At 62.2% G+C, this 25,237-nt stretch carries 18 protein-coding genes; 12 read left to right on the plus strand and 6 right to left on the minus strand.

Annotated features, from left to right (window positions below; genetic code table 11):
• Positions 1–4: 4 nt before the first annotated feature.
• Both MA04_RS09170 and rhuM read right to left on the minus strand, forming a co-directional pair.
• Complete coding sequence (locus tag MA04_RS09170; RefSeq protein WP_262460191.1) at positions 5–394, minus strand: type II toxin-antitoxin system MqsR family toxin; 390 nt, start codon at positions 392–394, stop codon at positions 5–7.
• Between the two features lie 173 nt (positions 395–567).
• Positions 568–1,554, minus strand: coding sequence for a RhuM family protein (rhuM, locus tag MA04_RS09175; RefSeq protein ID WP_262460192.1), 987 nt, complete (start codon positions 1,552–1,554; stop codon positions 568–570).
• Between the two features lie 155 nt (positions 1,555–1,709).
• On the opposite strand from rhuM, the gene MA04_RS09180 reads away from it, so the two are divergent.
• The 7 genes from MA04_RS09180 to MA04_RS09210 all read left to right on the plus strand — a co-directional run bounded on the left by MA04_RS09180 (position 1,710) and on the right by MA04_RS09210 (position 12,557).
• A complete protein-coding gene (locus MA04_RS09180) occupies positions 1,710–3,146 on the plus strand; it encodes a Wadjet anti-phage system protein JetA family protein (protein WP_262460193.1) in 1,437 nt (478 codons plus the stop codon).
• The gene (locus tag MA04_RS09185; protein WP_262460194.1) at positions 3,133–3,801 is read left to right on the plus strand and encodes a DUF4194 domain-containing protein; all 669 of its coding nucleotides are present in this window, start codon (positions 3,133–3,135) and stop codon (positions 3,799–3,801) included. The genes MA04_RS09180 and MA04_RS09185 overlap by 14 nt, the downstream gene beginning before the upstream one ends.
• A 40-nt stretch (positions 3,802–3,841) precedes the next feature.
• Positions 3,842–7,492: an ATP-binding protein gene (locus MA04_RS09190; protein ID WP_262460195.1), complete on the plus strand. Its 3,651-nt coding sequence runs from the start codon at positions 3,842–3,844 to the stop codon at positions 7,490–7,492.
• Positions 7,493–7,540: 48 nt separating this feature from the next.
• Positions 7,541–8,668, plus strand: coding sequence for a DUF2220 domain-containing protein (locus tag MA04_RS09195; protein ID WP_262460196.1), 1,128 nt, complete (start codon positions 7,541–7,543; stop codon positions 8,666–8,668).
• 64 nt (positions 8,669–8,732) lie between these two features.
• Entirely contained in the window at positions 8,733–9,266 is a 534-nt protein-coding gene (locus tag MA04_RS09200; protein ID WP_262460197.1) for a sigma-70 family RNA polymerase sigma factor, read from the plus strand.
• The gene (locus tag MA04_RS09205) at positions 9,263–10,258 is read left to right on the plus strand and encodes a FecR domain-containing protein (RefSeq protein ID WP_262460198.1); all 996 of its coding nucleotides are present in this window, start codon (positions 9,263–9,265) and stop codon (positions 10,256–10,258) included. Before MA04_RS09200 ends, MA04_RS09205 begins: the two co-directional genes overlap by 4 nt.
• A 76-nt stretch (positions 10,259–10,334) precedes the next feature.
• Positions 10,335–12,557 carry a TonB-dependent receptor gene (locus MA04_RS09210; protein ID WP_262460199.1) on the plus strand — a complete coding sequence of 741 codons (2,223 nt, stop codon included), beginning with the start codon at positions 10,335–10,337 and terminating at the stop codon, positions 12,555–12,557.
• Between the two features lie 325 nt (positions 12,558–12,882).
• On the opposite strand, the gene argC is transcribed toward MA04_RS09210, so the two are convergent.
• Positions 12,883–13,833 carry an N-acetyl-gamma-glutamyl-phosphate reductase gene (gene argC, locus MA04_RS09215; protein ID WP_262460200.1) on the minus strand — a complete coding sequence of 317 codons (951 nt, stop codon included), beginning with the start codon at positions 13,831–13,833 and terminating at the stop codon, positions 12,883–12,885.
• A 119-nt stretch (positions 13,834–13,952) separates the two neighbouring features.
• Complete coding sequence (gene hmpA, locus MA04_RS09220; RefSeq protein WP_262460201.1) at positions 13,953–15,176, minus strand: NO-inducible flavohemoprotein; 1,224 nt, start codon at positions 15,174–15,176, stop codon at positions 13,953–13,955.
• Between the two features lie 176 nt (positions 15,177–15,352).
• Between hmpA and zapE the strand changes: the two genes are divergently transcribed.
• Positions 15,353–16,498 (plus strand): cell division protein ZapE, encoded by a 1,146-nt coding sequence (gene zapE, locus MA04_RS09225; RefSeq protein WP_262460202.1) that lies wholly within the window; start codon positions 15,353–15,355, stop codon positions 16,496–16,498.
• Here the strand turns inward: zapE and MA04_RS09230 are convergent.
• Entirely contained in the window at positions 16,485–17,399 is a 915-nt protein-coding gene (locus tag MA04_RS09230; protein ID WP_163127260.1) for a crotonase/enoyl-CoA hydratase family protein, read from the minus strand. The genes zapE and MA04_RS09230 overlap by 14 nt on opposite strands.
• 90 nt (positions 17,400–17,489) lie before the next feature.
• On the opposite strand from MA04_RS09230, the gene MA04_RS09235 reads away from it, so the two are divergent.
• Both MA04_RS09235 and MA04_RS09240 read left to right on the plus strand, forming a co-directional pair.
• The gene (locus MA04_RS09235; RefSeq protein ID WP_163127259.1) at positions 17,490–18,086 is read left to right on the plus strand and encodes a TetR/AcrR family transcriptional regulator; all 597 of its coding nucleotides are present in this window, start codon (positions 17,490–17,492) and stop codon (positions 18,084–18,086) included.
• Between the two features lie 88 nt (positions 18,087–18,174).
• Positions 18,175–19,953, plus strand: a complete 1,779-nt coding sequence (locus tag MA04_RS09240) for an AMP-binding protein (RefSeq protein ID WP_262460203.1) — start codon at positions 18,175–18,177, stop codon at positions 19,951–19,953.
• A 173-nt stretch (positions 19,954–20,126) separates the two neighbouring features.
• Here MA04_RS09240 and MA04_RS09245 read toward each other — a convergent pair whose 3' ends face one another.
• A complete protein-coding gene (locus MA04_RS09245; protein ID WP_262460204.1) occupies positions 20,127–22,370 on the minus strand; it encodes a sulfatase-like hydrolase/transferase in 2,244 nt (747 codons plus the stop codon).
• 279 nt (positions 22,371–22,649) lie between these two features.
• Here MA04_RS09245 and MA04_RS09250 point away from each other — a divergent pair, with 279 nt between their 5' ends.
• Complete coding sequence (locus MA04_RS09250) at positions 22,650–23,327, plus strand: response regulator (RefSeq protein ID WP_063140540.1); 678 nt, start codon at positions 22,650–22,652, stop codon at positions 23,325–23,327.
• Positions 23,324–25,126: a sensor histidine kinase gene (locus MA04_RS09255; protein ID WP_262460205.1), complete on the plus strand. Its 1,803-nt coding sequence runs from the start codon at positions 23,324–23,326 to the stop codon at positions 25,124–25,126. The genes MA04_RS09250 and MA04_RS09255 overlap by 4 nt, the downstream gene beginning before the upstream one ends.
• The last annotated feature ends 111 nt before the right edge of the window (positions 25,127–25,237 follow it).

A 25,237-nucleotide genomic window follows, 5' to 3' on the forward strand; every position in this document is an offset into this window, starting at 1 on the left:
ACCTCTAACGTTGCCAGTGAAACGAGCAAAGCGTCACCGTCATTACATTCCTGCTTAACATCAACTTGATGTAGAGATCATGAACCTGACCATTCACGGCCCACGTTGGGCAATAGACATCCATCCACTTGCGCTGATTCGGATACAACTTGGAATGCCGGAAATGGGAAGACTCCAATGACGCAAGACATCGACACACCTCCTCCTGGCTCATGCACAGGTTGTCCACGATATCCAGCTCCACGCGATGGCTGGCGTATATGACCTTACTGCCCCGTGCCAGCTCACGAATACGCTCCAACGCATAGGCTGGGATTTGCTTCGTTTGCTCATCGCCGGATCCAGGATCAACCATTATGGTTACTTTTTCTATCAATTCAAGGGAAGTCGTCACTTCGTATCCTATCCAGAATACTGGACATATATCCACCATCAATAATTTTCAAATCACTCGATATTCGCACTCACTACACTTGGATAGATAGGTATGAGCCATTCGCCAGCAAGCTGGGCTCCCACAGCGGCTTCGAGTTGAAGTTATTGCCGAATTGCGAGAGGCCGAGCGACCTACCCCTGACTAAGCATGTTCATGATGAGTCGGATTAGGGTGTCCTTCTGTTTCGGGTCGGACTCCGCTACCAGCAGCGCCAGAGCCGCCAAGCCGGTGTCGTTGATCACCGGGTCGCCCTGGGGATTGAACAGGCGCCGGTTGCGATGCAGGAAGTCCACGAACAGGAAGGCGCCGCTGCGTTTGTTGCCGTCGGCGAACGGGTGGTTTTTGACGATGAAATACAGCAGGTGCGCTGCTTTGCTTTCCACCGTTGGGTAGGCCGGGTCGCCGAAGACGGTTTGGTCCAGGTTCCCCAGGATGGCGCCCAGGCCATCGCCCCGGGGTCTGGCGAACAGTTCCGTGGCTTCTCCCCGTTCCATCAACTGGGCTTTGAGGCTGCCCAATGAACGCATCGCTTCGGCTTCGTCCGGTAGCTGGCCGCCCCGTTCCCCGGCCGGTTCTTCCAGCAGTCCCTCGTCGTAGCGTTGCAGCCAAAGGAAGGTCTGGGTGTAGCGGGAGACGATGTCCACCAGGCCACGGCCGGCCTCCCCGCTCAGTTCCGGGCTTTGCGCGGCTTTCTTTATCAGGGTCAGGGCCTGCTCCAGTTCGGAGGCGTTCTTGTCGAAGCGGGCTCGATTAATGCTGTAGCCCTGCACCAGGTACTCTTTCAGGCGCTGGGTGGCCCAGATGCGGAACAGGGTGGCGCGGTGGGAATTCACCCGGTACCCCACTGAGATGATGGCGTCCAGGTTGTAATGCTTCCGCTGCCTTTTGACCCGCCGTTTCCCCTCAATCTGAACCTGTAAGAAATCCTTACAGGTTGGTCCCTCCGCAAGCTCTTGTTCCTTATAGATATTCCTGAGATGCATCGTGATGTTCTGGGGACTCACCTCGAACAGCTCCGCGATTTGCGCCTGAGTCAACCAAACCGTATCGCTCCCCACCCGCACCTCAATGCGGGTCCGCCCCTCCCCGGTCTGATAAATCTCGATCTGCTTGTCCATAGCCCCTATCCTGCCCCTTAACCCCGGTTTGCGCATCCGCCCGAAGATGCCAACATAGCTCTGAATATGCGGGCAGGCCAGCAAGCAGCCGCCGCCGATTGCCGGTATCATCGGCCCTTATTTCAACTCATTATTTCAACCCTTTAGCTGACGCCATGTTTTTCACCGAAGACCGCCACCAATTCTTCAAGCCGCTGACCGGCAAGTACCGCGAGCAGGTGGCGGAGTGTCTGCGGCTGTTGCACGAGCGTCTGTACAGCGCCCAGGCCGATTACGGCGAGTCGCTCAAGCGCGAGCAGGTGCTGGATGTGTTCAGCGAGGCGCTGGAGCGGGCGCCCTTGCTGGAGGGCGGCGATGAGGACGGCGGCCGCTTCCGCAACAACCGGGAGCAGGCCGCCTGGATTCTCAATACGCTGGTGGAGCACGGCTGGCTGAAGCGGGACAAGGACGAGGCGTCGTTTCAGTCCACCTATCCGTTCAGCCGCACCGGGCGCCTGTTCACCCAGACCCTGGCGGAGGTGGACGGCCGCGGCATCCGCACCCGCCATCGCAATACCCGCAATACGCTCAATGCCCTGGCCGCGTTTCTGGATCGCGGCGAGGTCTATGATCTGCTCGACGCCCACGAGCATTCCGAGCGCATCATCGCTGATTTCACCGACATCATCGCCGAGTTGGAAGAGCGCAAGCGGGAGCTGGTCAAGGAAGTGGAGGCCCAGCAACTGGTGCAGCAGGCCAGCGACCAGTTCTTCGAGTTCATGGAGAAGCGCTTCCAGCCGGACGTGGCGATCCGCATGTCCGCCGACAGCGTGGAAAAACACCGCGATCGCATCCAGAACACCATCGAGCGCATTCGCCGCAAGCCCAAGGCGTGGAAGCGTAACGCGGAGCTGGAGCTGCGGCGGCTGGCGCCGGATCTGGTGATCAACCCGGAGGGCTCGGTGTTGTGGCAGTTGCTGGACAGCATCGAAACCCGCATGCGCAGCGCCGCCGAGATCATGCTGCCGGCCCTGCGCCGGACCTTGCAGGGCTTTACCCGGCGGGCGGACATTATTATCCGCCAGCTCAGCTATCTGCACAGCCAACAGCACAGCGATATTGTCGGCCTGTGCCGGGAGCTGTCCGAGTTGGACGACGCCACCGCCGCCAAGCGCCTGGAGGCCGCCGGGCAAGCCATGGCCCATTTGCGTCTGGGGCTGGTGGATCCGGCCCAGAACCGGCTGCGCGAGCAGCGGGAGAAACGGCAGGTGCAAAGCCGCATGACGCAGTTGGACGCGCCAGACCCGGCTACCCTGCGCGACCTGGCGATTCAACAGCTGCTGGAGAAGGCGTTCAGCATCCATGGCGAAGGTCTGCGCGACTATCTGCGCCAGGCTCTGGGCGCCAGCCGCCGCATCGACAACCGCGACCTGCCGGTGAACAACGCCACCGATCTGCTGGCGCTCAGCCATGTGATCGAGCTGGGCAGCGCCGACCATCGGGCCAGCGGTTTCCGGCTGCGCATCGAACCCACCGACCCCATCGTCGGCGAACGCTACTTCGCCCGCCGTGATGGTTTTCTGCTGGAACTGGAACACGATGACGATACGTGACGCTTTGGCCGAGGCTCTGGAGGCCCGCGGCGTCGGCCCGGATCAGTTCTCCGAACTGATGATCCGGCTGCTGGACCGGGGCGTGCTGTGCCGCGACGAAAGCAAGAAAGAAACGGAGCTCTACGATCGCTACCTGCAAGTGGCCGATCTGGTGGAGGATTACCTGAGCGTGCTGCGCATTCGCCTGCTGCACGAACGGCGCTTCCATTCGCTGAGGTTGTTCCCGCCCGGCGCCGAGGTGCCCGGCCTGGCCGACAGCGAGGACGGCTTCAACCAGGGCCTGCGCGAGCGTCTGAGCCAACAGGAAGTGGCCGCCATTCTGGTGTTGCGCGCGGAGTACGACAAAGCGTTGCGCGAAGGTCAGATCGACGAACACGGCCAGGTGATGCTGCCGCTGGAAGCGTTCAATCTGGCCAGCAAGAATCTGCTTGGCCGGCCGCTGCCGGAAGCGCTCACCGAACGGCGCGCCCTGTTCCGCCGGCTGCGTCAGTTACGGCTGATCCGCACCGCCAGCGACGACGGTCTGGAAGACGCCGAGACCTGGCTGACCATCCGTCCGGACATCACCAGCCTGGTCACCGACGCGGTACTCAGCCAGCTCACCGGCGACGGGCCGGACACCGAAGCCCCTTCATCGGAAGAGCTGCCATCATGATCGGTTATTTCACGTTCGCCTTTGTTGATCCGAGCCGCCCATGTTTTTGAAACGTTCCATCACCGTCAATTGGGGCAACCTGCCCGCCGAAGAGCTGGAATACGGCCCCATCAATCTGTTCTCCGGCGGTAACGGCTCCGGCAAGACCACCGCCGCCGACGCCCTGCAGACGCTGATGACCGCCGCCCACGACAATCTGTTCAATTACAACCCGGGCCAGGACGAAACCACCCAGCGCGGCCGGGGCGGCAAGCAGGTGCGTACTCTGGCCTCCTATATTCTCGGCTGCGACGACGGCGCCTTCGCCCGCCCCTATGACAGCGACGGTTACCTGGCCGGCGTGTTTCATCCCACCAAGGGCGAGACCGCCGAGCCGTTCACGGCGGTGATTGGCGTGCGCGCGCATCTGGACCGCGCCGGCGTTACCGCCCAGGCGCGGCAAAATGAACTGCTGTTGATGATCGTGCCTGGCGAGATGCTGAGCCTGTCGCACTTCGTGCACGGCGAGGGCGCCGAGCGTCAGGTGATGGAAATCACCGAGCTGCCCAATGCGCTGCGCCGGACGTTCGGCAAAAAGAACGTGGAAACCTACGAGAAGAAAGGCGCTTATCTGGCCCGGCTGTACGGCGCCCTGCGCGGCCGCCGCGACGCGGTGTCCCAGCAGGAAGCCAAGAACGCCGCCCGCACCTTCGCCCGTTTCATGGCCTACAAACCGGTGGACTCCATCGATCAGTTCGTCGCCGGCGAAGTGCTGGAAGCCCAGGACATGGGCGACACGCTACGTCGTATCCGCGACATGCTGCGCACTATCCATGGCATGGAGCAGGAGGCCCGGCAACTGCGCGCCAGCGTGGACTATCTGGAGCAGGCCCGTGGCCTGGCGGGGCAGTATCAGGAGACCTGGCTGGAGCGCACCGCCCTCGCCTACGGCGCCGCCGCGCAACGTTACCGCCGCAACCAGCGCCAGTATCTGGAGAAAAAAGAGGAACAGTCCCAACTCCGCCAGCAACAACAGGCGTTGCGCGAAGAAGCGGAACAGGTGGAACAGCGCCTGGAGCAGGCCCACGACGAACTGGTGGGGCTGGAAGCACGCATACAAGGCATCCCCGCGCTGCGCGATAAACAGCAACTGCAGGCGCGGCAGGAAAGCCTGACCCAACAGTTGCAACAAGGCACCCGCCCCCTGCTGGAGCAGGATCAGCAGCGCAGCCGCAACTTCACCGCATTGCGCAATCTGCGTGATCTGCTCAACCGTCACAGCATCGAGCTGGAACTGCCGCTGTTCGCCAGCAAGGGCTGGCGCGCCACCAGCAAGGAGCTGCTGGCCCTGGAGCAGCGCCCGATACCGGACCTGAATCAGATGCTGGCGCGGGACTGGATCGATTTGTCACCGCTGGAAAGCGGTCTGGAACAGGCCCGCGCCGAGCAGCAGTTGCACAACTATTTGGCGGAGCAATTGCACGGACAGGCGGAAACCGCCTCCGACCGGGAAAGCCTCTCCCTGGCGCAGCGGCTGGACCGTCTGGTGACGCAAAGAGCACAGTCTCTGGAAAAACTGGACGAACAGCAAAAGCAGATTCAGCACCGCATCAGCACGCTGGAATCGAAACGGGTGAACTATCCCCGTGACGTGGAGGAAGCACTACAGGCGATCCGCGAGCAGTGCCCCCAGGCCGACCCTCGTGTGCTCTGCGATCACGTGGAAGTGCAAGACCCGGAATGGCAAATGGCCATCGAGGGTTACCTGGGCGGCGCCCGCTTCGGCATTCTGGTGGAGCCGGATTACGAAGCGGAAGCGATCCGCGTGGTACGCCGATTGGCCGGCCGCCAGCGCAACAAGGCCCGGGTGATTCAGGGCGAGCAGGCGCGGCGGGACGCGGAGAAAGCCGCCCTGCCGGCGGAGTCCATCTTCCATGTGCTGCGTTTTTCTCATCGCACGGCGGAGCATTATCTGAAGGCGTCCTACGGCAATGTGGTACGAGTGGACGACGCCGAAACCCTTCGCCGCACCCGGCGCGGCATTACCAGCGACGGTCTCGGCTCCGGCAACTACGCACTGTTCCGCTGCGATCTGGACGACAGCCAGTTGGTGTTCGGCGAGACCGCCCGCGAGCGCAACCTGTATGCGCAGCGCAACGCCCTGATGGACGTACAGGAAAGCTACCGCCACGCCAGCGACGACTATCAGGCGGTGCGGCAATTGCAGCAGCAGGTGCTCGAGTTCAAGCCGCTGGACTGGGTGGCCACCGTCACTCACCTGCTGCAATGCCAGCGCCAGCTGTCCGACACCGAACAGGCCCTGGCCAATCTCGACCTCAGTGACCATGAAGAGCTGGAACGGCAACAGCAGAACGCCCGTCAACGGCACAAGCAGCTGACCCAACGGCAGGGCGAATTGAAGGAGGAAAACGGCAAGCTCGGCGAGCAGCAACACGCCTGCGAACGTGCCATCAGCGCCCTTGCCGATCAAAGTGAGCAACTGCAGCAGGACCAGGAAGACGCCGAGACGCACCTGCACGCCTGTACCCGCTACTGGCCGGATCTGGATGTACTGCCCCGTATCGAAGCCATGGACCGGCGCTTGCAAGCCGCCCAGGACGACATCGATTTCGGCAGCGAGGAGCGGGCCCTGCTCAACACCCTGAACAGCAACGCCGTCACCCTGGAACGGCTTGTCGGTGACTACAATCAGCAGGCCCAGCCGGCGGATCAGATCCTTATCGAAACCGCCGAGGAGCTGCACAGCGCCCCGTTCTTCGGCCACGTGCACCACCTGCATCAGCAGCTGGACAACCTGCACAACCGGCTGCGCAACAATGTCCTGCTGAGCAAACTGGAACAGCTGGGCGGCCTGCGCGACACCTTCAACACCACTTTCGTCAGTGATTTGTGCAACCAGATCCAGCAAGCCATCAAGGACGGCGAGCGTACTCTCAAGAATCTGAACAAGGAGTTGGAACACCATTACTTCGGCGCCGACCGGGAACGGTTCTCCTTCGACTGGGAGTGGGTGCAAGAATACAAGGAATACTGGGACTTCTTCCGCGAAGTCACCGAGATTCCCAACCTGGGCGACGGCGCCAGCCTGTTCGAGAGCACCCTCTCCGACAAGGCCACGGCCGTGCGCGACCGGCTGCTCGCGTTGCTGTTGGACGGCGACGAACAGCAGGCGCTGCGCGAGCTGGAGCGGATCAGCGACTACCGGCGCTATCGCCGCTACGACATCCTCAAACACCCGGAAGGCAAGGCGCCGATCCGTCTCAGCCAGTACGGCACCGGTTCGGGCGGCCAATTGGAAACGCCCGCCTACATTATCCGCGCCGCCGCCATCACCAGCGCGTTCCGCTTCAACGAAGGCGACAGCCACCTGCGCATGGTGATCGTCGACGAGGCGTTCATGCACATGGACGAAACCCGCTCGCGCCAGGTGATCCGTTACCTCACCGAAACCCTGGGCCTGCAACTGATCTTCATCATGCCCACCAGCAAGGCCGGCCCCTTCCTGGATCTGGTCAGCAACCAGTTCGTGTTCAGCAAGGTGCCAAGCCCGGTGCCGGTGGGCGAACTCAATACCCGCGTGCTGGTGGACCGCCAGCAACTCAACCAGGAACGCATCGCCGAGCTGTGGGATCAACACCGGCGCGTGATCCGCCAGCAAGGCGCGCTGGACTTCATGGAAGGGATTTCGTGATGAGAAGGACTCTCATGATAGAAGGGCTCTCGTGATGGAAGGAATGCCATGAGCGCGCCGCCCTGGCTGGAGGAGGAGCCCTGGCTGCGGCGGTTACTGAGCTGGTTCCTGGACCGGCTGGAGCGCCCACGCACCCAGGCCATCACCCGGCGGGTCAAAAAAACCACGGTGCCGGAATTGTTCCGCTTCAGCGAGGACACCCGCTATCGCTGGCAGTTGGTGGAACGGCTGGCACAGGAATACCGGGTCTTCAGCATCCATTACGACTCCCGGCTGGATCCTTTTCAGGAACACTACGAGAACGCCCAGCTGCGTCTTGATCCAATCTGCGAGGCACTACTGCGCGACTGGCTCGATCGTCCCCGCGTGGATCCACGGAGACGAGCCTGGCAGAACGCTCTGAGCGGCCATGAAGTGCATTTCCAGGATGGCGGCGCGGCTCTCCTCGATGCCCAACCGACACTGGCGGGTGAATCACCGGAAGACATGGTCGGCCACTTCGTCCTTGCCGCTAATTGGCTGGACAGCGACCCCACCTTGCGTGAACTCTCCGCCCGCTGCTTTCGCGGCGACTCCAAGTTTCTCGATGGCCGCCAGGACCTGCTCGCCCGCCTGTTCGGCGAGCGCGCCCAACGCCTCCGGCCACGTCCTTTACTGCTCACCGCCTGGGCGCCGGCCGGTTTCGACCGCTTACTGATCGTGGAAAACCAGGACAGCTTCCTGCGTCTGGTGGAACAGGCGCCCGCCGGCCACGCCTTGCTCTACAGCGGCGGTTTCCGCGCCAGCGCTCAGCGCCTCACCAGCCCCCACACCCGTTTCGCCTTTCTGCCCGGCAGCGACGGCGCTGATTTCCAGGCGCGCTGGCTCAGTAACACCTTGCCCGCGTTCTTCTGGGGCGATCTGGATTTCGCCGGCCTGGGTATTCTCGCCGCGCTGCGACACAGCCTGCCGCAACTGGCGGCCTGGCGCCCGGGCTATGAGCCCATGCTCCTGGCGCTGGAGGATGGCCAGGGCCATGGCGCCGAACAGGCAGGCAAGGGACGTCAGAACGATCCCGGCAACACCGGCTGCCCCTACGCGGACCAGCAACTGCTGCCCGCCCTCCGCGACCACCAGCGTTTTCTGGATCAGGAAGGCTTCCTCCCGGTTCTGTCCTCCCCCCGGACACCATTGTAATGATATCCATTCTCACATAGACTCGCCGTCATCCCTAACCTTATAAAAATGTCGGGGGCGGCAAATGTCCGGCGCCACACGGGACCCCCTTACGGTCCACGCCTTGTACAGTGAATATCACGGCTGGTTGCACCGCGTGCTGCAGCGCCGCTTGGGCGATGCCGACGATGCCGCCGACCTGGCCCACGATGCCTTCCTGCGTCTGCTGACGCGGCCGCGACCGCTGGATCATGGCAGCGCCCGCCCTTATCTGAGCCGCATGGCCCGGGGGTTGTGCGTGGATCTGTGGCGCCGCCGGGAAATCGAACGGGCCTGGCTGGACACCCTGGCCCACCATCCGCAGGCCGAGGCGCCATCCGCCGAGCAAAGCGCCGCCGCCCTGGAAGCGCTGGTGGCGGTGGACGGCATGTTGAAACGGCTGCCGCCGATGGTGGCGCGCACTTTCGTGCTGTCCATGGTGCACGGCCTGAACGGCAAGCAAATCGCTCAACGTCTGGGCATCACCGACCGTACCGTGCGCAACCATCTGTCGCGGGCGATGCTCGCCTGTCTGCGTTTGCAAGCACGCTTGGATGGCGCCCCGGAGCCCCACTCGTGACACCCTCCGCGCCGCTCAATCCCCGCATTCTCAGCGACGCCGCCGACTGGTTCGCGCTACTGCGTTCCGGCCAGGCCTCGGAGGCGGACACCGAGCGCTGGCGGCAATGGCTGGCCCGGCACCCGGACCATCAACAGGGCTGGCGCCTGGTGGAACAGGTGGAGCAGCGCTTCGAAGCCGCCACCGGCGACCATCCACATCACACCGAAGCCACTCTGGAGCGCGCACGCCATGACCGGCTGCGACGTCGTGGCATAGTCAAGGGATTGGCGCTGCTGCTTGCCAGCGGCGGCCTCGGTTGGTCCGGCTGGCAGGTCACCGGCGCCGGTGAGCGGATCGCCGCCTGGCGGGCCAGCCACCGCACCGGCGTCGGCGAGATCCGCGCCCTGGAACTGGCGGACGGCACCCGGGTGTGGTTGAACACGGACACCGCGCTGAACACCGACCTGACCGGGACCCAACGCCACTTTCAATTACTACGCGGCGAGATCCTGCTGGAAACCGGCCCCGACCCGCGACCACTGGAAGTGGCCACACCGGCGGGCGTCACCCGCCCGCTGGGCACCCGCTTCACCGTCCGTCTGGAACAGGAGCGCACTTTCCTTGCGGTCTACGCAGGTGAGGTGGCGATCACCACCCGTGGCCATCAGCAGGCGCGACTGCCAGCCGGTTTTCAGACCCGCTTTTCCGCAACGGACATCGAGACACCGGCCCGGGCGAACCCGGCGCGTGAGGCCTGGCATCGGGGCATCCTGCTGGCCGACGACATCCGCCTCGACGAACTGGTGAAGGAACTGGGGCACTACCAACACGGCTTCATCAACGTGGCGCCGGAGGTGGCCGGTCTGCGGGTCTTCGGCGGCTATCCGCTGGCGCAACCGGAACGGGCGCTGACCATGCTGGAGGCGGCCTTGCCGATCCGCATCCAACGCCCTCTGCCCTGGTGGACGGAGATCGGCCCTGGCCCCAGCTTCCGGGCAGAAGAAAAATAATTTTCCGCTTTCAGCCGACCTGTTCGATATATCGGTAAGCCCGCACTGTCGGGCACCGACGACAACAGGAGATACCGTGTCACATTCAGCACCGACGCGCCGCCGGCTGCGCGCCCTGGCCCTTGGCGTGGCCCTGGGTCTGGGCGGCGTACCGTTCACCAGCGCCACCGCCCAAACCATCCCGCCCGGCAGCGAGCAACAGCAGTACGACATTCCTCCCGGTCCGCTGAACACGGTACTGACGCGCTTCGCCGAACGCTCCGGCACCTTTATTGCCGGCGACCTCCGGCTGACGGCGGACAAGCACAGCGACGGCCTGCGCGGCCGCTTCAGCCGCGAGGAGGCGCTCGACCGCATCCTGGCCGGCAGCGGACTGATGGCCGAACGTCAAGATGACGGCAGCTATACGCTCAAGGCCGCCAGCACCAGCACCCGGCTCGCCCCTGTGACGGTCACAGCGCCGACTCACCAGGGCGGGCGGCCGCGCACCCTCGACTACGACCGCGCAACCATCGAGGCGCAGCGTCCGCAGGACATCAAGGATCTGTTCAAGAAGGAAGCGTCGGTGGCGGTGGGCGGCCCCATCGCCATGAACCAGAAAGTCTATGTGCGCGGTGTCGAGGAAACCGCCATGGTGGTCACCGTGGATGGCGCCCGGCAGAACAACAAGGTGTTCCACCACAACGCCACCAATCTGATCGACCCGTCCCTGCTCAAAGCCGCGCGCGCCTCTGCCGGTGTAGCGGCGGCCGACGCCGGCCCCGGCGCACTGGGCGGCAGTCTCGCCTACGAGACCGTGGACGCGGCCGATCTGCTGGCGCCGGACGACAATGCCGGCGCTTTCCTGGACGGCCGTTATGCCTCCAACGGCGATACCCGGTCCGTTGCCGGCGCCGCCTTTGGCCGGGCCGGCGGCTTCGAGGGGCTGGGTTACATCAAGCATACCGACGGCAATGACTACGAAGACGGCAACGGCGACACCGCCCGTTTCACCGCCCCCGGACTGATCAGCGGCCTGGTCAAGGTGGCCTACGAGGATGCCGGAGCGGGCCGCTTCGAGCTCAGTCACGAAGTGGTCAACGACGATGCCGCCCGCCCCTACCGGGCCAACTTCGCCGGTCTGGACGGCGGCCGGCCGGTGCCCGATTCCCGGGTCTACGATCTGACCCGCCGCAATACCGTCTTCAATTACCAGCGCGACACCGGCCAGGGTTACTGGAACCCGGCGGTGACGCTGGCTCATAACGAAACCGAACTGGACACCCGCGAAGTGCCGCTGTCCGCGCCGGATACCCGGGTGGTCTACACCGGCATCACCGAAAGCGTCTCCGCCACCCTCAAGAACGTGGCGCACACCCGCTTCGCCAATATCACCTTTGGCCTCGATCATTACGATGACAGTGCCATATTCCGCGAGGCCGGCAGCGCGGACCTGGAGGAAGCCGCCCGCAATACCGGGGTCTTCGTGCAGTTTCGCCAGGATCTGTGGGAACGGCTGGAACTCTCCTATGGTGCCCGCTACGACGACCAGACCTTCACCGGCACCGACGATTCCCACCACGACGACGAGGGCGTCAGCAGCAACGTGTTCGGCGAGTTCCACGTCAACGATCATCTGTCACTGAACGCCGGCTACACCGACGTCTGGGCGGGCACCGCCCTGGCCGAGAACTACATCCTCAACGGCGCCTGGGACTACGCCAATCTGGAACCGGTGCGCGCCCACAACCGCACCGTCGGATTGCACCTGCATCGTGGCGGCTTCTTCGCCGAGGCCAATCGCTTCCGCACCGCCATCGCCAACGCCCGGGTGCCGTCCTACAGCGGCGACCCGGCCGCGGTGGCGGATTTCGACATTGATGGCTACGACCTGGCGGTGGGCTACATGGGACGTCTGGGCGAAGTGTCGGTGAAATACGCCAACATCGATTCGGAGAAAGACGGCGACCCGGCCACCTCTTATGACGGCAACTATTTCACCGCGCCGCTGGGCGAGCTAATCACCGTCAGCGGCGTGTTCGCGGTACCGCGCTGGCCCCTGGAACTGGGCGCCAGCGCGGAAATCGCCCTCGACAACGATGACGTGGAGAGCAGCGGCGCCAAGCAGCAGGGCTACACGGTGGTGGACATCTACGCGGAATACCGGCCGGTGCCGCCGCTGACCCTGCGTCTGTCGGTGGACAACCTCAATGACGAGGACTACGTGGACCGGGCCAGCTATGGTCAGGAGTTCCTCGACGTGAGTCCGCTGTTGGAGCCAGGCCGTTCCATCGCCTTGCAAGCGCGTTACGACTTCTGAGCGGGCCGGCCCCTTTGTCGGGTTTATCGCGGTTCAGAGGGAAACGGTATGACCCTTCATCAGGGATAGCGGAGCCGCGTTACGCCTTTGCGGGAACACCGTAAAGCAGGGTCCCACAAAGGCGTAACGCGGCTCCGCTTCGAGGTAATCGGCAGGCACAGGTGTTCTTATGGCCTTGGAGACATAAATCCGGAGGTTGCTACAACGCCGCTGTGGGAGCTTGCCTGCAAGCGAATGGGCTTCCGGGCCCAAAGATTCGCTTGCAGGCCAGCTCCCACCCCCTTCCGTGCCAGCGGTCGACGTTGTTGGAGCCCGGACGCGTGGCTCAGTCCGCGGTAAGTCCCGTGGTTTCGTCAATGCCGAGATGGACGTTCATGTTCTGCACCGCGGCGCCGGCGGCGCCCTTGCCCAGGTTATCCAGCCGCGCGATCACGCACTGGCGCTCGCCGTTACCGAACAGGAACAGATCCACCCGGTTGGTGTCGTTACTGCCCTGAACGTCGAAGAAACCGCCGTTGAGGCCGGCGGGATCGTCCGGGGCGTGGACGCGGATGAACGGCTCGTCGGCGTACCGGTGCCGCAAGGCCTCATAGAGCTGGCCAACGTCGGTGCCCGGTTTCAGGTGGGACATTTGCAGCGGCACGGTCACCGCCAGCCCTTTGAGGAAGGGGCCCACGGTGGGGACGAAGATCGGAGCCCGGGCCAGGCCGGTGTAGCGCTGCATTTCCGGCAGATGCTTGTGCTCCAGGCCGAGGGCGTAGGCGCGCGGCGCCCGCAGGCGGCCCTCGCTATCGGCTTCGTAGTCGGCGATCATGCTCTTGCCGCCGCCGCTGTAGCCGGTCAGGGAGGTGGCGCTGAGCGGGTAATCCGCGGGCAGCAGACCCGCATCCACCAGCGGCCGCACCGCCAGAATAAAGGCACTGGCGTGGCAGCCCACGTTGGCGATGCGCTTGCTGGCACGGATGCGGTCACGCTGCCCGGCTTCCAGTTCCGGCAGTCCATAGACCCAGTCGTCGGCTACCCGGAACGCGGTGCTGGCGTCGATCAGGCAGGTGTCCGGGTTATCCACCATGGCCGCCGCTTCCCGCGAGGCGGCATCCGGCAGGCACAGAAAGGCCACGTCAGCGGCGTTCAGCAGCCGGGCGCGCTCGTCCGGATCCTTGCGCAGCGCGCTGTCAATGCGCAGCAACTCGATGTCCGTGCGCCCTTCCAGGTACTCGAACAGACGCAAACCGGTGGTGCCTTCCTGACCGTCCACATAAACCTTGAATGCCATTTTCGGATCTCCCGGTGAAACAGACCGCCAAGCCTAAGTATCCGGCGGGGCGCTTGCAACGGACAGGTTTATTTTCCGCGCTTTCCGCCCCCGATCTCAACCGGCGGCCTTCGGGCTCGCTAAGCGGCAAGGTCCCCGGCGGGTCCGAAGAACTCGAAATGGATGTCGGCGTCCTCCACGGCGCGCTGCTTCAGCAGCCGCCAACCGTGCTTCAGCATTGGCGCCGGGCCGCATAGGTAGAATTCCGCGTCCTGGTCTCCGATCAGTTGATCCAGCAGAGCGGAATCCAGCAGGCCCTCACTGTCATGAAGCGCCCGGATACGGTCCTCATCAGTAGCCTCGCTGAAGCGTACATGGACGGTCAGATTGGGATACTCCTCGCGCAGCGTGGCCAGTTCCCGCTCGAACGGACGCACCGCTCCGTTAAGGGCGCACTGAATAAAGATCACTTCCCGGTCAGGCTGCTGCTCCAAAGCCGCATAGAGCATGGACAGGATCGGCGTGATACCGACACCGCCGGCAATCAGGACCAGCGGCTTGCCGGCCTCCGCGACGGGGGTCAACACAAACTCACCGCAGGGCGGCGCCAGTTCCACCACATCGCCTTGCGCGATTCGGTCATGCAAATAGTTGGAGCAAACACCGTCCGGGGCCCCGGCGTCACAGGCCAGCTCCCGCTTCACGCTGATCCGGTAGTGCTCCGAGCCCGGCCGGTTGGACAAACTATAGTTGCGCATCACCGGCACACCGTTTTCAGGCGTGACACGCAACGTCACGTACTGACCGGGCTGATGGGGTTGTAAAGGTTGGCCGTCTTCAGGGACCAGATACAAGGAAACGATATTGTCGCTGGCAGCTTCCCGTTGCCGGACGACGAACCGCTTGAAGCCTTGCCAGCCATGGACCTCGGTCTGGTGGCGGTAAATCTCACCTTCGCGTTGAATAAAGAGATCCGCCAATGCCCCGTAAGCCGCCGCCCACGCATCAATGATCTCATCCGTGGCCGCTTCGCCCAACACTTCCCGGATCGACGCCAGCAGGTTCTCTCCCACGATCGGATAATGCTCGGCCTGGATGCCCAGAGAGACATGCTTCTGGGCGATCAGTTCCACCGCTCCCGCCAGCATGGCCGGGTTTTCGATGTTCCGTGCGTAGGCGCATATGGCGGCCGCCAGCGCGCGCTGTTGGGTTCCCGCATGCTGATGGGCCGGATTGAAGAACGCCAGCACCTCCGGGTTTTCCCGGAACATCCGTTGATAAAAGTGGCGCGTCAGCACCTCACCATGGTCCTCCAACACGGGAACGGTTTGTTTGATGATCTCCATCTGGGCCGCTGACAGCATGGCACCTCCTTAAGGTACATTAAAAATACATCTTATAAAGAGGTATATTATGTACATCTTTAACATAAATCAAGTTCGCCCCGCCGCAGCCAGGTGCTTGACTTTCCGTGGTTCCGCCGACACCGTATTTCCCGCTCACCTCAAGCAAACTCTTTCCACCCTCGGCAGTGACCGCCATGCCCCAGTCCGGCCCTCTGACACTCTACCGCCAGGCCTTGAAGGATGGCTTCACCATGGACTCCGGCCAGGAACAGGCCGTGATCGCGCTGCAACAGTGTTTTGACGCTTTGAAACGGGGCGAACGCCCCGCCGGGCTCTATCTTTGGGGACCGGTGGGCCGTGGCAAAACCTGGCTCATGGACCAGTTTCATCACAGTCTTTCGGTCCCGGTCCGCCGCCAGCATTTCCACCATTTCATGCAATGGGTGCATCGACGCTTGTTCCAATTAACTGGCCACGGCGATCCGCTTCGCCACTTGGCGAGGGAGCTGGCCGGTGAACTGCGCGTGCTCTGCTTCGACGAGCTGTTCGTCAGCGATATCGGTGACGCCATGCTGCTGGGGCCGCTATTTGAAACGCTCATCGACGCCGGACTGACGCTGATCATCACGTCCAACTGCGCACCGGAACATCTGTATCAGGATGGTTTTAACTATGACCGCTTCGCCCCCGCTGTCAGCGCACTACAGCAACATCTCAAGGTGCTCCGGGTGGACGGCGGGCAGGACCACCGGCTCCGCGATGGCGGCGCCTTTTCCCGATACTGGGTCATGGATCGCAAGCCGCTGGAAGGCGCTTTCCTGGAGTATCTCGAAACGGGAGAATCGGCTACCGACGCCCCCTGGACATTAGAGCGGCGCCTCTTGCCGGTGGTCCGGCGTGGGAAACACGCACTCTGGTCCACCTTCGCTCAACTCTGTGAAACACCCCGATCCAGTTCTGATTACATGGCGCTTTGCGACCATTTTCAGGCGCTTTTTCTCAGCCATGTGCCGGCCCTGGGCGGCACGCCGAGGGCGTCTCGTATCGCCCGCGGCACCGAGGACGCCGCCAGCCAGGTCGCCGCCGGCGATCGGGCGCTGCCGGCCCTGTCCAGGCACGACGACGCCGTCCGACGGTTGATCGCCCTGGTGGACGAATGTTATGACCGTGGCTGCCCCCTCTACGTGCACGCCGATGTATCGCTGGATTCTCTCTACACGGAAGGGCATCTGATCTTGCCCTTTCAGAGAACAGTGAGCCGGCTCCATGCCATGCAGACCTGGCCGCACCCTTCGTCGGACCCGGGAAGCAGCCAGACAGAGAGACTCACTCTCCCTTGAGTTCCTTCAACTTTTGTTCCAGCTCGGCGATCTTGCGGCGCGCTTCATCGCCTTCAGGAATGTCGCGGCCGCTGTCACGCCATTCGATGGCCGCCTTGAACCCTTCGGTCTGAGCATAACGGCGGAACCAGAGACCTTCCGGATTGTGTCGGGTGATGCCATCGAACACCGTGGCCAGCATCTGGGTCTGCTCCAGGCCCATGGTCAGCATGACCTGATTCACCACCAGTTTGTGCATGCTCAGATGGCTGCTTGGCACCCCGGCAATGCGCCCCGCCACTTCCATGGTCTTGGCGTCCAGTTCCTCCTCCGGCACCACATAGTTGGCCAGGCCCCATTCACCAGCCTGCTTGCCGGAAATCAGATCCCCGGTGAACATCATCTGCTTGGCCCGGACAGGCCCAAGCCGATACGTCCACATGGCGGTCGTCGGACATCCCCAAACCCGGGTCGGCATGTAACCGATACGTGCGTTCTCGGCCATGATCATCAAATCGCAGCACAGAGCGATATCGCTTCCGCCGGCGGCGGCGGCGCCATGAATCTTGGCAATCGTGGGTTTACGGGACCGCCAAAGGCTCATGAAATCCTCGGTGTTCCGCTTCATATGGGCGTAGTCGACCATCGGATCCCAAGGAGTAGCTTCCTGCTGACAGGGATTCTCTCTTTGTGATTCAGCGTAGTAGGTCAGATCGTAACCGCCACAAAACCCCTTACCGGCGCCTTCAACGACAATCACGTGGACCTGGTCATTGTCTTCCGCCCACCTTACCGCGCGCCGAATATCGTCACCGGTTTCATCGATGATGGCATTGAGTTTCTCCGGACGATTGAGGAGCAGCCTGGCGATTCTCGGGTTTTTCTCATCCTGGGAAATCCGGACGGTTGTCAATTCCAGCATGATTCTCTCCAATAAGGGGGTTTTCGACTTCTTGACAGTCAGTCATGACTGACTGCAAAGTATCACCCTGGATTTCGGAGTGCAAACTCAATGAAGAGCTCAACGTCCAAAGCACGGCCTTCCCCTTCCTTGAAGGATCGGATTACCGACGCGGCGGTGGCATTGCTGATCGACGAAGGCGTGGCAAGAACCACAACGGTGGCGGTTCAGAAAAGGGCGAACGTGAGTCGTGGGGCTCTGCTCTATCACTTCCCGAGCAGAGCGGAATTACTCGCCTCCACCATCGAGAGGCTGGTGCGGATGAACGAGCAGCAGATCAATGAATCCTTTCTGAGCTGCTCGGACCCGGCCGAGGACGTGGAAAAAGCGCTGATCGCATTGAGCGACAACATGGCCCGTCCCTCGTATCTGGCTGAAATGGAGCTGTGGGCGATCTCACGAAACGATCAGGAATTACGCGACGCCCTCTACCAGGCGGAAAAAGCTGCCCGCTTTGATCTGGACCGGGTGGTCGGGAAGCTCCTTGAATGCTGGAAGAAGCACGAAAATTATCAGCTTCTGGCGGATCTGAGCGTGGAGTTCCTCAGAGGCGTGGCCTTTTCCGACATCCTGAGAAAACGGCCCGAATACCGATGGCGAATGATTTCGTTATGGGTTGAAGTGATCAAAAAATCACTGGAAACCTGAGCATCGTCACCGAAAGCTCTTTTCGTCTCAGTTCGGGCGGGTTGGCAATCCATCCTCATTTGAAAATAAAGAAACAGGAGACGAATCGATGAGCCAGGCCATTCCTCATGACGACATTGAGGCCGCCAAACTGCTTGAACAGGCTCCCAGCCCGCTGGCACTGTTGCGCCGAACCGTTACCCGGCGTCCGGATCATCCGGCGCTGGTCTATCTGCGCGATGCCAACGACCAGCACCCCGTGACATTCACTTATGGTCAATTACTCGAGGAAGTAGAGACCCTTTGTCGAGCATTGAAAGCGCGAGGCGTCAGTCAGGATGACGGCATCGCCATACTGCTGCCACTGGTTCCTCAGGCGGTATCCAGCCTGATTGCCGCCCTGACCGTGGGCGTCGCCTTCCCGGTGAATCTGTTGCTGTCTCCGGAAGCGATGGCCGCCCAGTTCAAACTGGCCCGGGCCAGAGAGATCATTGTCATGGGCCCTCACCCCGCCCTGGACGTCCACGAGCGGGTCGGCGCCGCCATCGAGTTACTGGATAGCGAGATCAACCTGATCGAGGTGGCTCTGGGCGAGCCGACCTCAGCTTCGTTTTCCTGGGCACAGCTGCTTGCAGACGGCAATACTGATTCGCCTGTTGAGGATTTTCCCGCGGCACCGGCGGCGCTGGTTCATACTGGCGGCACCACCGGCGCCCCCAAACTTGCCGAACTGACGCAGCGCAATCTGGCGGCCGGCGCTATCATGGCCGCCTCGGCGCTTGGCTGGCGGAAGAACGACCGCATTCTTACCGGGCTGCCTCTGTTTCACGTTGGCGGTTCCGTCGACATGCTGCTTTCCGGCATCGCGGCCGGCGTCACGCTGATGTTTCCTACAGCCCTGGGCCTACGCAATCCAGAAGTCATCAGCCGCTTCTGGCCTTTGGTGGACGAGACCCGGGCGACCCTTGTCGGCGGAGTACCGACCATGCTCTCGGCGATGGTATCCAGCCCACGTGCCGGCTCGACACTGAGTACATTACGAGGGTTCGTAACCGGCGGCTCACCACTGCCCGCCGAATTGAAGCGGAAGGTGGAAGAAGTCAGCGGCAAACCGGTGTGCCAGCTTTATGGCCAGACTGAAACCGCCGGCATCACCACCGCTCAAAGCGCTGATGGAAGTTATCACCCGATCCTCGGCGGCAGGCCCATCCCCATGATGAAGGTGGCGATTGGCGGCCCGAACGGCAGCTTCCAACCCGGCGACACCGGTGAAGTGTTCGTGTCCGGTCCGAATGTCTTTCTCGGCTACCGCACCAACGACGGTATTCAGGGCGGCCCGGCCGATGGCTGGATCAGCACCGGGGATCTTGGTGAAGTCACCGAGGAAGGCGACCTGCGATTGGTTGGCCGCAGCAAGGAAATCATCATCCGTAGCGGACACAATATCGACCCGCTACTGATTGAAGAAGTGGCCATGGAACATCCGGCCGTGGCTCAGGCCGCCGCGGTCGCCATGCCCGATGCCTATGCGGGTGAACTCCCGGTTTTGTATGTCGCGCTGACACCGGGAGCGCAGGTCAGCCCCAAGGAACTCATCGCGCATACGGGTGAGCGCATCGCCGAGCCGCCTGCCCGGCCAAAACACGCCTTTATCCTTGAGGAAATGCCACTCACTCCCGTGGGGAAAATCGCTCGCTATAAACTCAAGCAAATGGCCACCGAGCATCAGGTTAGTCACGCACTCTCCTCCATCGAGACCTTGGAGAAAGTGACTTGCCAGGACAATGGTGCCAGACAGGTGGGTTTGTACTGGAAGCAGAAACCGACAAGCGAGCAGCGGAAACTTGCGGCCACAGTACTGGCCGATCTGGGGCTTGAGCAGGTGTAGCCTCCTGCCGATGATGCGCTGCCAGAAGGGATAATCGGCGCAGCCCTGGGGCGGAATACCATGGGTATTCCCGCTTCCAGGGCCAGCGAGCCGGGTATATCGGCAATGTCATCTATCTCTCACGCAATAGGTACATCGCCCCTCGGATACATTGTCCCCGTTCAAACAGGCTGTCAGCCCCTGAAGCAGGTACCGAAAGCGGCTTCGATCAGTTGCTTGTCGGTATCGTCGGTCACGCCATCCTGATTGATATCCGCCCAGCTGGAGCCGTCGGTCAGCGACCTGTAGCGTTGCCACTCCGCCACATCGGCCTGATCAACCTGGCCATCGAGATTGATATCACCGGTGCAGGAAGCCTTGGAAGCAAGCAGGTCCGCCAGTTCGGTTCTCAACACCTGGTAGTTCCCGGCCTGCTCCTCGTTGAGTGCGGCCTCGCCAGCGGCCAGCAGGTCGCGCTCCTCGGTATCGAGGGTGGGTTCGGAGGTGTTCTGATCGATCACATAGAGCTCATCGACCACAGTGTCGTTCACGCAGGCGGTATTCGCCGCCGGGCTCGCCGGATCGTAGAGGTCCGCGTCGTAGAGTGTTTCGTCGTAATCGTCATAGACATTGCGCACCAGCTTGAAGCGCTCATTGCGCACTGCATAGGCGGCCTTGGGATAGATATTGTCGACTACCGTCTTACCCGTGTGTTGCTGCCAGGTGGCCAGTTCGCAGCATTTGCCAAAGCCCTGCGCCGGCGCGCTGGCGTCGTCCGGGTTTTCGCCGAACCAGAGGCCGCCGTTGTCGTGGCAGACGCCCGCATCCGGAGTAATCTGACTACAGGTGGAGCCGTTACTGAATACGCAGGGGCTGTTCATGCCGCCATTGGCGTGGTGATTAGTGCCGATTTCCGTGTAATTACTGGTGCGGATCGGCGCTTGCCTGGGGTTGTCCAGATAAGGTTTGAGCGGCTGGGAATCCAAAGGACGCGATACCTCGGTGTGGACATCCGCAATCCCCGCCAACTCCCCAACAAGTTGATAAAGGTCGACGATATTGACCATGGCATCTACTGCGCGGCCCGGCTCGGCAATACCCGGTCCGACCACCAGGCCAGGGTTCCAGACCCCGGTTTGGTAGGCGGTGGACTTGGCGCGGGTCACGTCGAAGGGCACTTTCACCGTGGTGCCCAGGCTGCCGTTGTCGCTGACCAGGATCACGTAGGTGTTGCTGTCGCCGTCGTAGACCAATTGCCCCTCATCACCGTAGGTCGCCACCCCGATATTGACCAGGAAGCGCCCCAGTTCATGGTCCAGGGATTCTTCCATCAGATTGGACAAGGTGCGCTGGTCAATCAGGGAAGCGCAGTCAAGACCTCCGGCATCCGGGCTATCCGGAAGCGTCGCACTGGGTGGCTGCATCAAGGGCGTGTGATTGGTGGCAAAGCTCAGCGCCACCATCCAGGGCTGATCTTGCCGGTCGACCCAATCCGCGGCGGCGTCGATCAACTGACTGCCCCGATAGGTGCGGGCACGCGGATCCGTCGGCGGCACCGCTTCCACTTCGCCGTTTTCATGATTGATCACCAGTGGCGAGACATAGTGGCCACTCAGGCGGTTGAAATCGATGTAATCCGGGACCGAAGCCCCGCAGCTCTCACGCGGATCGAAAATACCACCCTGATCCCGGCACACCCGGCCCGGCGCCTGGGGCGTGGTGGCCACGGTGTTCATCACCTCACAGGCGCCGTCAGGCATCCAGCAGGCGCCGCTGTTGGCGCCTTTCAGGGGGGCGACGCGCAAGTCGGGCACGAAACCACACGTATAGTCTCCGTCCTCTCCCACCCCACCGGCGGTGGTGTCGATGGACGACGGGTCGCCGGTCTCATCCAGCCAGCCCTCGAAATAGTCGAAGCCCGTGGCGTCCCGCGCCATGCCCAAACCGTAGGGGTTGTTGGCCTGAATCCCCAGGTGGTATTTGCCGAACAGCGCACTCTTGTAGCCAACCGGCTTGAGCAGCTTGGGCAATGTCGTTTCGCTGGGATTGACCATGTAATTCGCCAGGTCGTTATTGCCCAGGGCGGTATAAACCTGGGTGCGGAACGGATAGCGGCCCGTGAACAAGGCGGCGCGCCCGTTGGAACAGGCCGGCATCGCCCAGAGATTGTCAAAGCGCACCCCCTGCTCGGCGATGGCGTCGATGCTTGGCGTCGCGGCCGGCGTATAGCCGCCATAACCAAACTGAGCCCACTGATCAATGCCGATGTCGTCCACCACCACCAGCACGAAATTGGGAGGGGTTTGTTCCGCCGGTTCCTCCGCGGCCGATGAGTGGCTGTCTCCGCCGCAGCCGATAAGCTGAATCATGGCCAGGCTCAGGCACACGGGGCCGAGCCAGCGGCCCACGAAACGATCCGTTTTAATATTGTTCTTCATCCGGGTCTCTCCAGGAAATCCAGTTGCCGCATGCAAAAAGGCCACGCGGCCCCCACCACTGATACAACACGCCCAGTCCACCGGCGCGCCCCAAAATGCGTTTTCCGCCACATACAATTTGAGCACAGCATCCCGTTTCCCGGCGGGCAGGCAAATACCATAAACAGGGTAGACAGAGGGAAAGCCGGCCAAAGTCCGGCACCGGCATACCATGAATTGGGTATAGTGATTAGCGGGTTCCAATTGCGATGATTGACTCATTCAACAAGGCGGCTTTCCATGACCGACACCCCTGCCAGCCCTGACCTGGAGCGGACCGACCCTGTCCGGGTGCTGCTGCTGGAAGATGACACCCCGCTGCGAGAACGTTTCGCGCGGATTCTCGAAGACTGGCCCGGCGGCGAGTTGGTGGCGGCTTGTGCCACTCTGGACGAGACACTGGCCCTGCTCAGGCAACAGCCGGTGGATTTATTGATGACCGATCTGAACCTGCCGGATGGCCATGGCATCGAGGCGATTCACCTGCTGAGCAAACTGTATCCGAATGCCGATGCCATGGTGATCTCGGTGCTGGCCGATGACGAAACGGTGCTCGCCGCCATCGAAGCCGGGGCCGTGGGCTATCTGCTCAAGGACGCGGATCCCTTTGAACTGGTGGAATCCATCGAGGAACTGCGCGCCGGGGGATCGCCGATTTCCTCGTCCATCGCCCGCATTCTGGTACGGCGCATGACGGCTCCGCCCCCGAGCCCGTCGGGGCCACCGCTCACACCACGAGAAACCGAGATATTGCGCGGCATCGCCAAGGGGTTCACCTATGCCGAATTAGCCGAGTGGCTGAGTATTTCCCGTCAGACCGTGCCAGTGCATATTAAAAACATTTACCGCAAACTGGCCGCCAATAACCGGTCGGAAGCCGTCTACGAAGCGTCGAGAAGGGGTCTGATTCGATTGTGATACGCAAGCTGGGGTTGGGGGCGTTGTGGGGGCTGCTGCTGGCACTGGCGAGTGTGCCTCTATGGCTGAAAATGCCCGCTCCCGAGAAGGGTGCCGTCAACGAAGTGCTGCGCTTGGAAGGGGGGAACTGGAAGCCGGTCACCCTGCCGCAAGCGCGCCGGCCCTCAGGCAGTTGGGAACATTACCGGTTCGTCTTTCAGAGCGAAGAGAACGCCGCTCCGAACCTGTTTATCCCGACGGTCAGTCAGCGCGCCATCATTGAACTGGCGGGGGAAGAGATCGCCGACACTCAGCATCGCACCACCCTGATGGGCATGGCATCCGGTGTCGCGGCTCTGGTTCCTTTACCCAGAGGCTTGCTGCGCCCCGGCGACAATGCGGTCGACATCCACGTTCAATCCCTGAGCCTGGTCCCCTCCTATCTGTCCACTGTCTATGTCGGCAATGCGAACGAGCTTTCCCGCTACTACCGCGGTCAGGTGTTCCTGCTCGAATATTTGCGTCTCATGATTCCCGCTGGCCAGATACTCATCGCGCTGGTGGTGGCGGTGCTGTGGTTGTACCGGCCCCGGGAGGCGCTATTCGGCTGGCTGTTCCTGCTGTTGACGACCTCTATGTATCTCTATCTGGGCATGATGCGCGATCTGTTGCCTCAGTTGCTCGCCGTGATGCCCTACCTGCACATGCTTGGCTCCTCCGCCGCCGCCATCCAGGTGATCATCGTGTTGCTGATCGCGGGCATCCCGCCACCGCGCTGGCTGAAGCTGGCGGCGGTGCTGGTACCGGTGGCGTGTATCGTGTTGGCGCTCAGCGGTGTTGTTCCTGCTCCCCAGTTGGTGAAGCTGGTGAATGCGCCGCTCAATATCCTGGGGCTGCTGGCCAGCCTGGTCATCACCGCCTGGGCCGCCGTGACCAGGCATCTGAGCGAGGCCTGGCTACTGTTGCTACCGTTGCTGCTGGCGGTGCTCGCGGCCTTCCATGACTACGCGGTGATCACGACCCGGCTGGACGGTCCGGTGCTTCTCTCCGTGTACTATCGGCCCGCTCTGATGATCGGTATCGCCATGATTCTGATGCGCCGTCTCGGTGTCAGTCTGAACCAGCTGGACGGCGCCAATGCCTATTTGACGCAACGCCTCAACGAGCAGGAACGGGAGCTGGAGCGTCTGCACCAGGATGAGCGCCGGAAAACCGCTCAGCGAGCCCTCAGTGAAGAGCGCCGTCGACTGACGTCGGACTTACACGACGGTCTGTCAGGGCACCTGGCCTCGATCATCGCACTGTCTGAACGAGAAAAGTCCGAGCTGGTGGAGCGCGCCGCGCGCGAAGCCCTCGACGACCTGCGTCTGGTGATCCACTCACTGGATATTCAGGACCGGGAATTGCCGGTCGCTCTCGCAGGCTTGCGCGAGCGCCTGGAGCGGCAACTCAAACGCATTGGGGTCCGGCTGGAATGGTCCATGGCACAACTGCCGGAGATACAGGGGGTGACGCCGTCACAAGCGCTGAATGTCCTGCGCATCCTGCAAGAAGCGATCACCAACGCGATCAAGCACGGTCATGCTTCCTTCATTCAAGTGAAGGGGGATCAGGCCGAAGACGGCGCCGCACGTATTCAAGTGGAAAACGATGGCGTCCCCATTCCCCGCAACCCGAACCGTTCAGGTTCCGGTTTACCCAATATGCGACGTCGCATCCGTCAGCTTGGCGGCGTTATTGAAATCGCCCCCCTGGATCAAGGCACACGACTGACTCTGCTGTTGCCGCCACACCTGCCCGGCTCATCCACACTTACCTGACCGCCGCCGGAACGGCGACACCCTGCCAAAGCCAGTACGACTACCATAAACAGGGTATAGGGATCTCCCTCTCGGCCTGTCACCCTTTTCCAGAACAGGGGGGATCACCAT

It is taken from the genome of Alloalcanivorax balearicus MACL04, from assembly GCF_025532145.1.
In the GTDB taxonomy this organism is placed as follows: Bacteria; Pseudomonadota; Gammaproteobacteria; order Pseudomonadales; family Alcanivoracaceae; genus Alloalcanivorax; species Alloalcanivorax balearicus.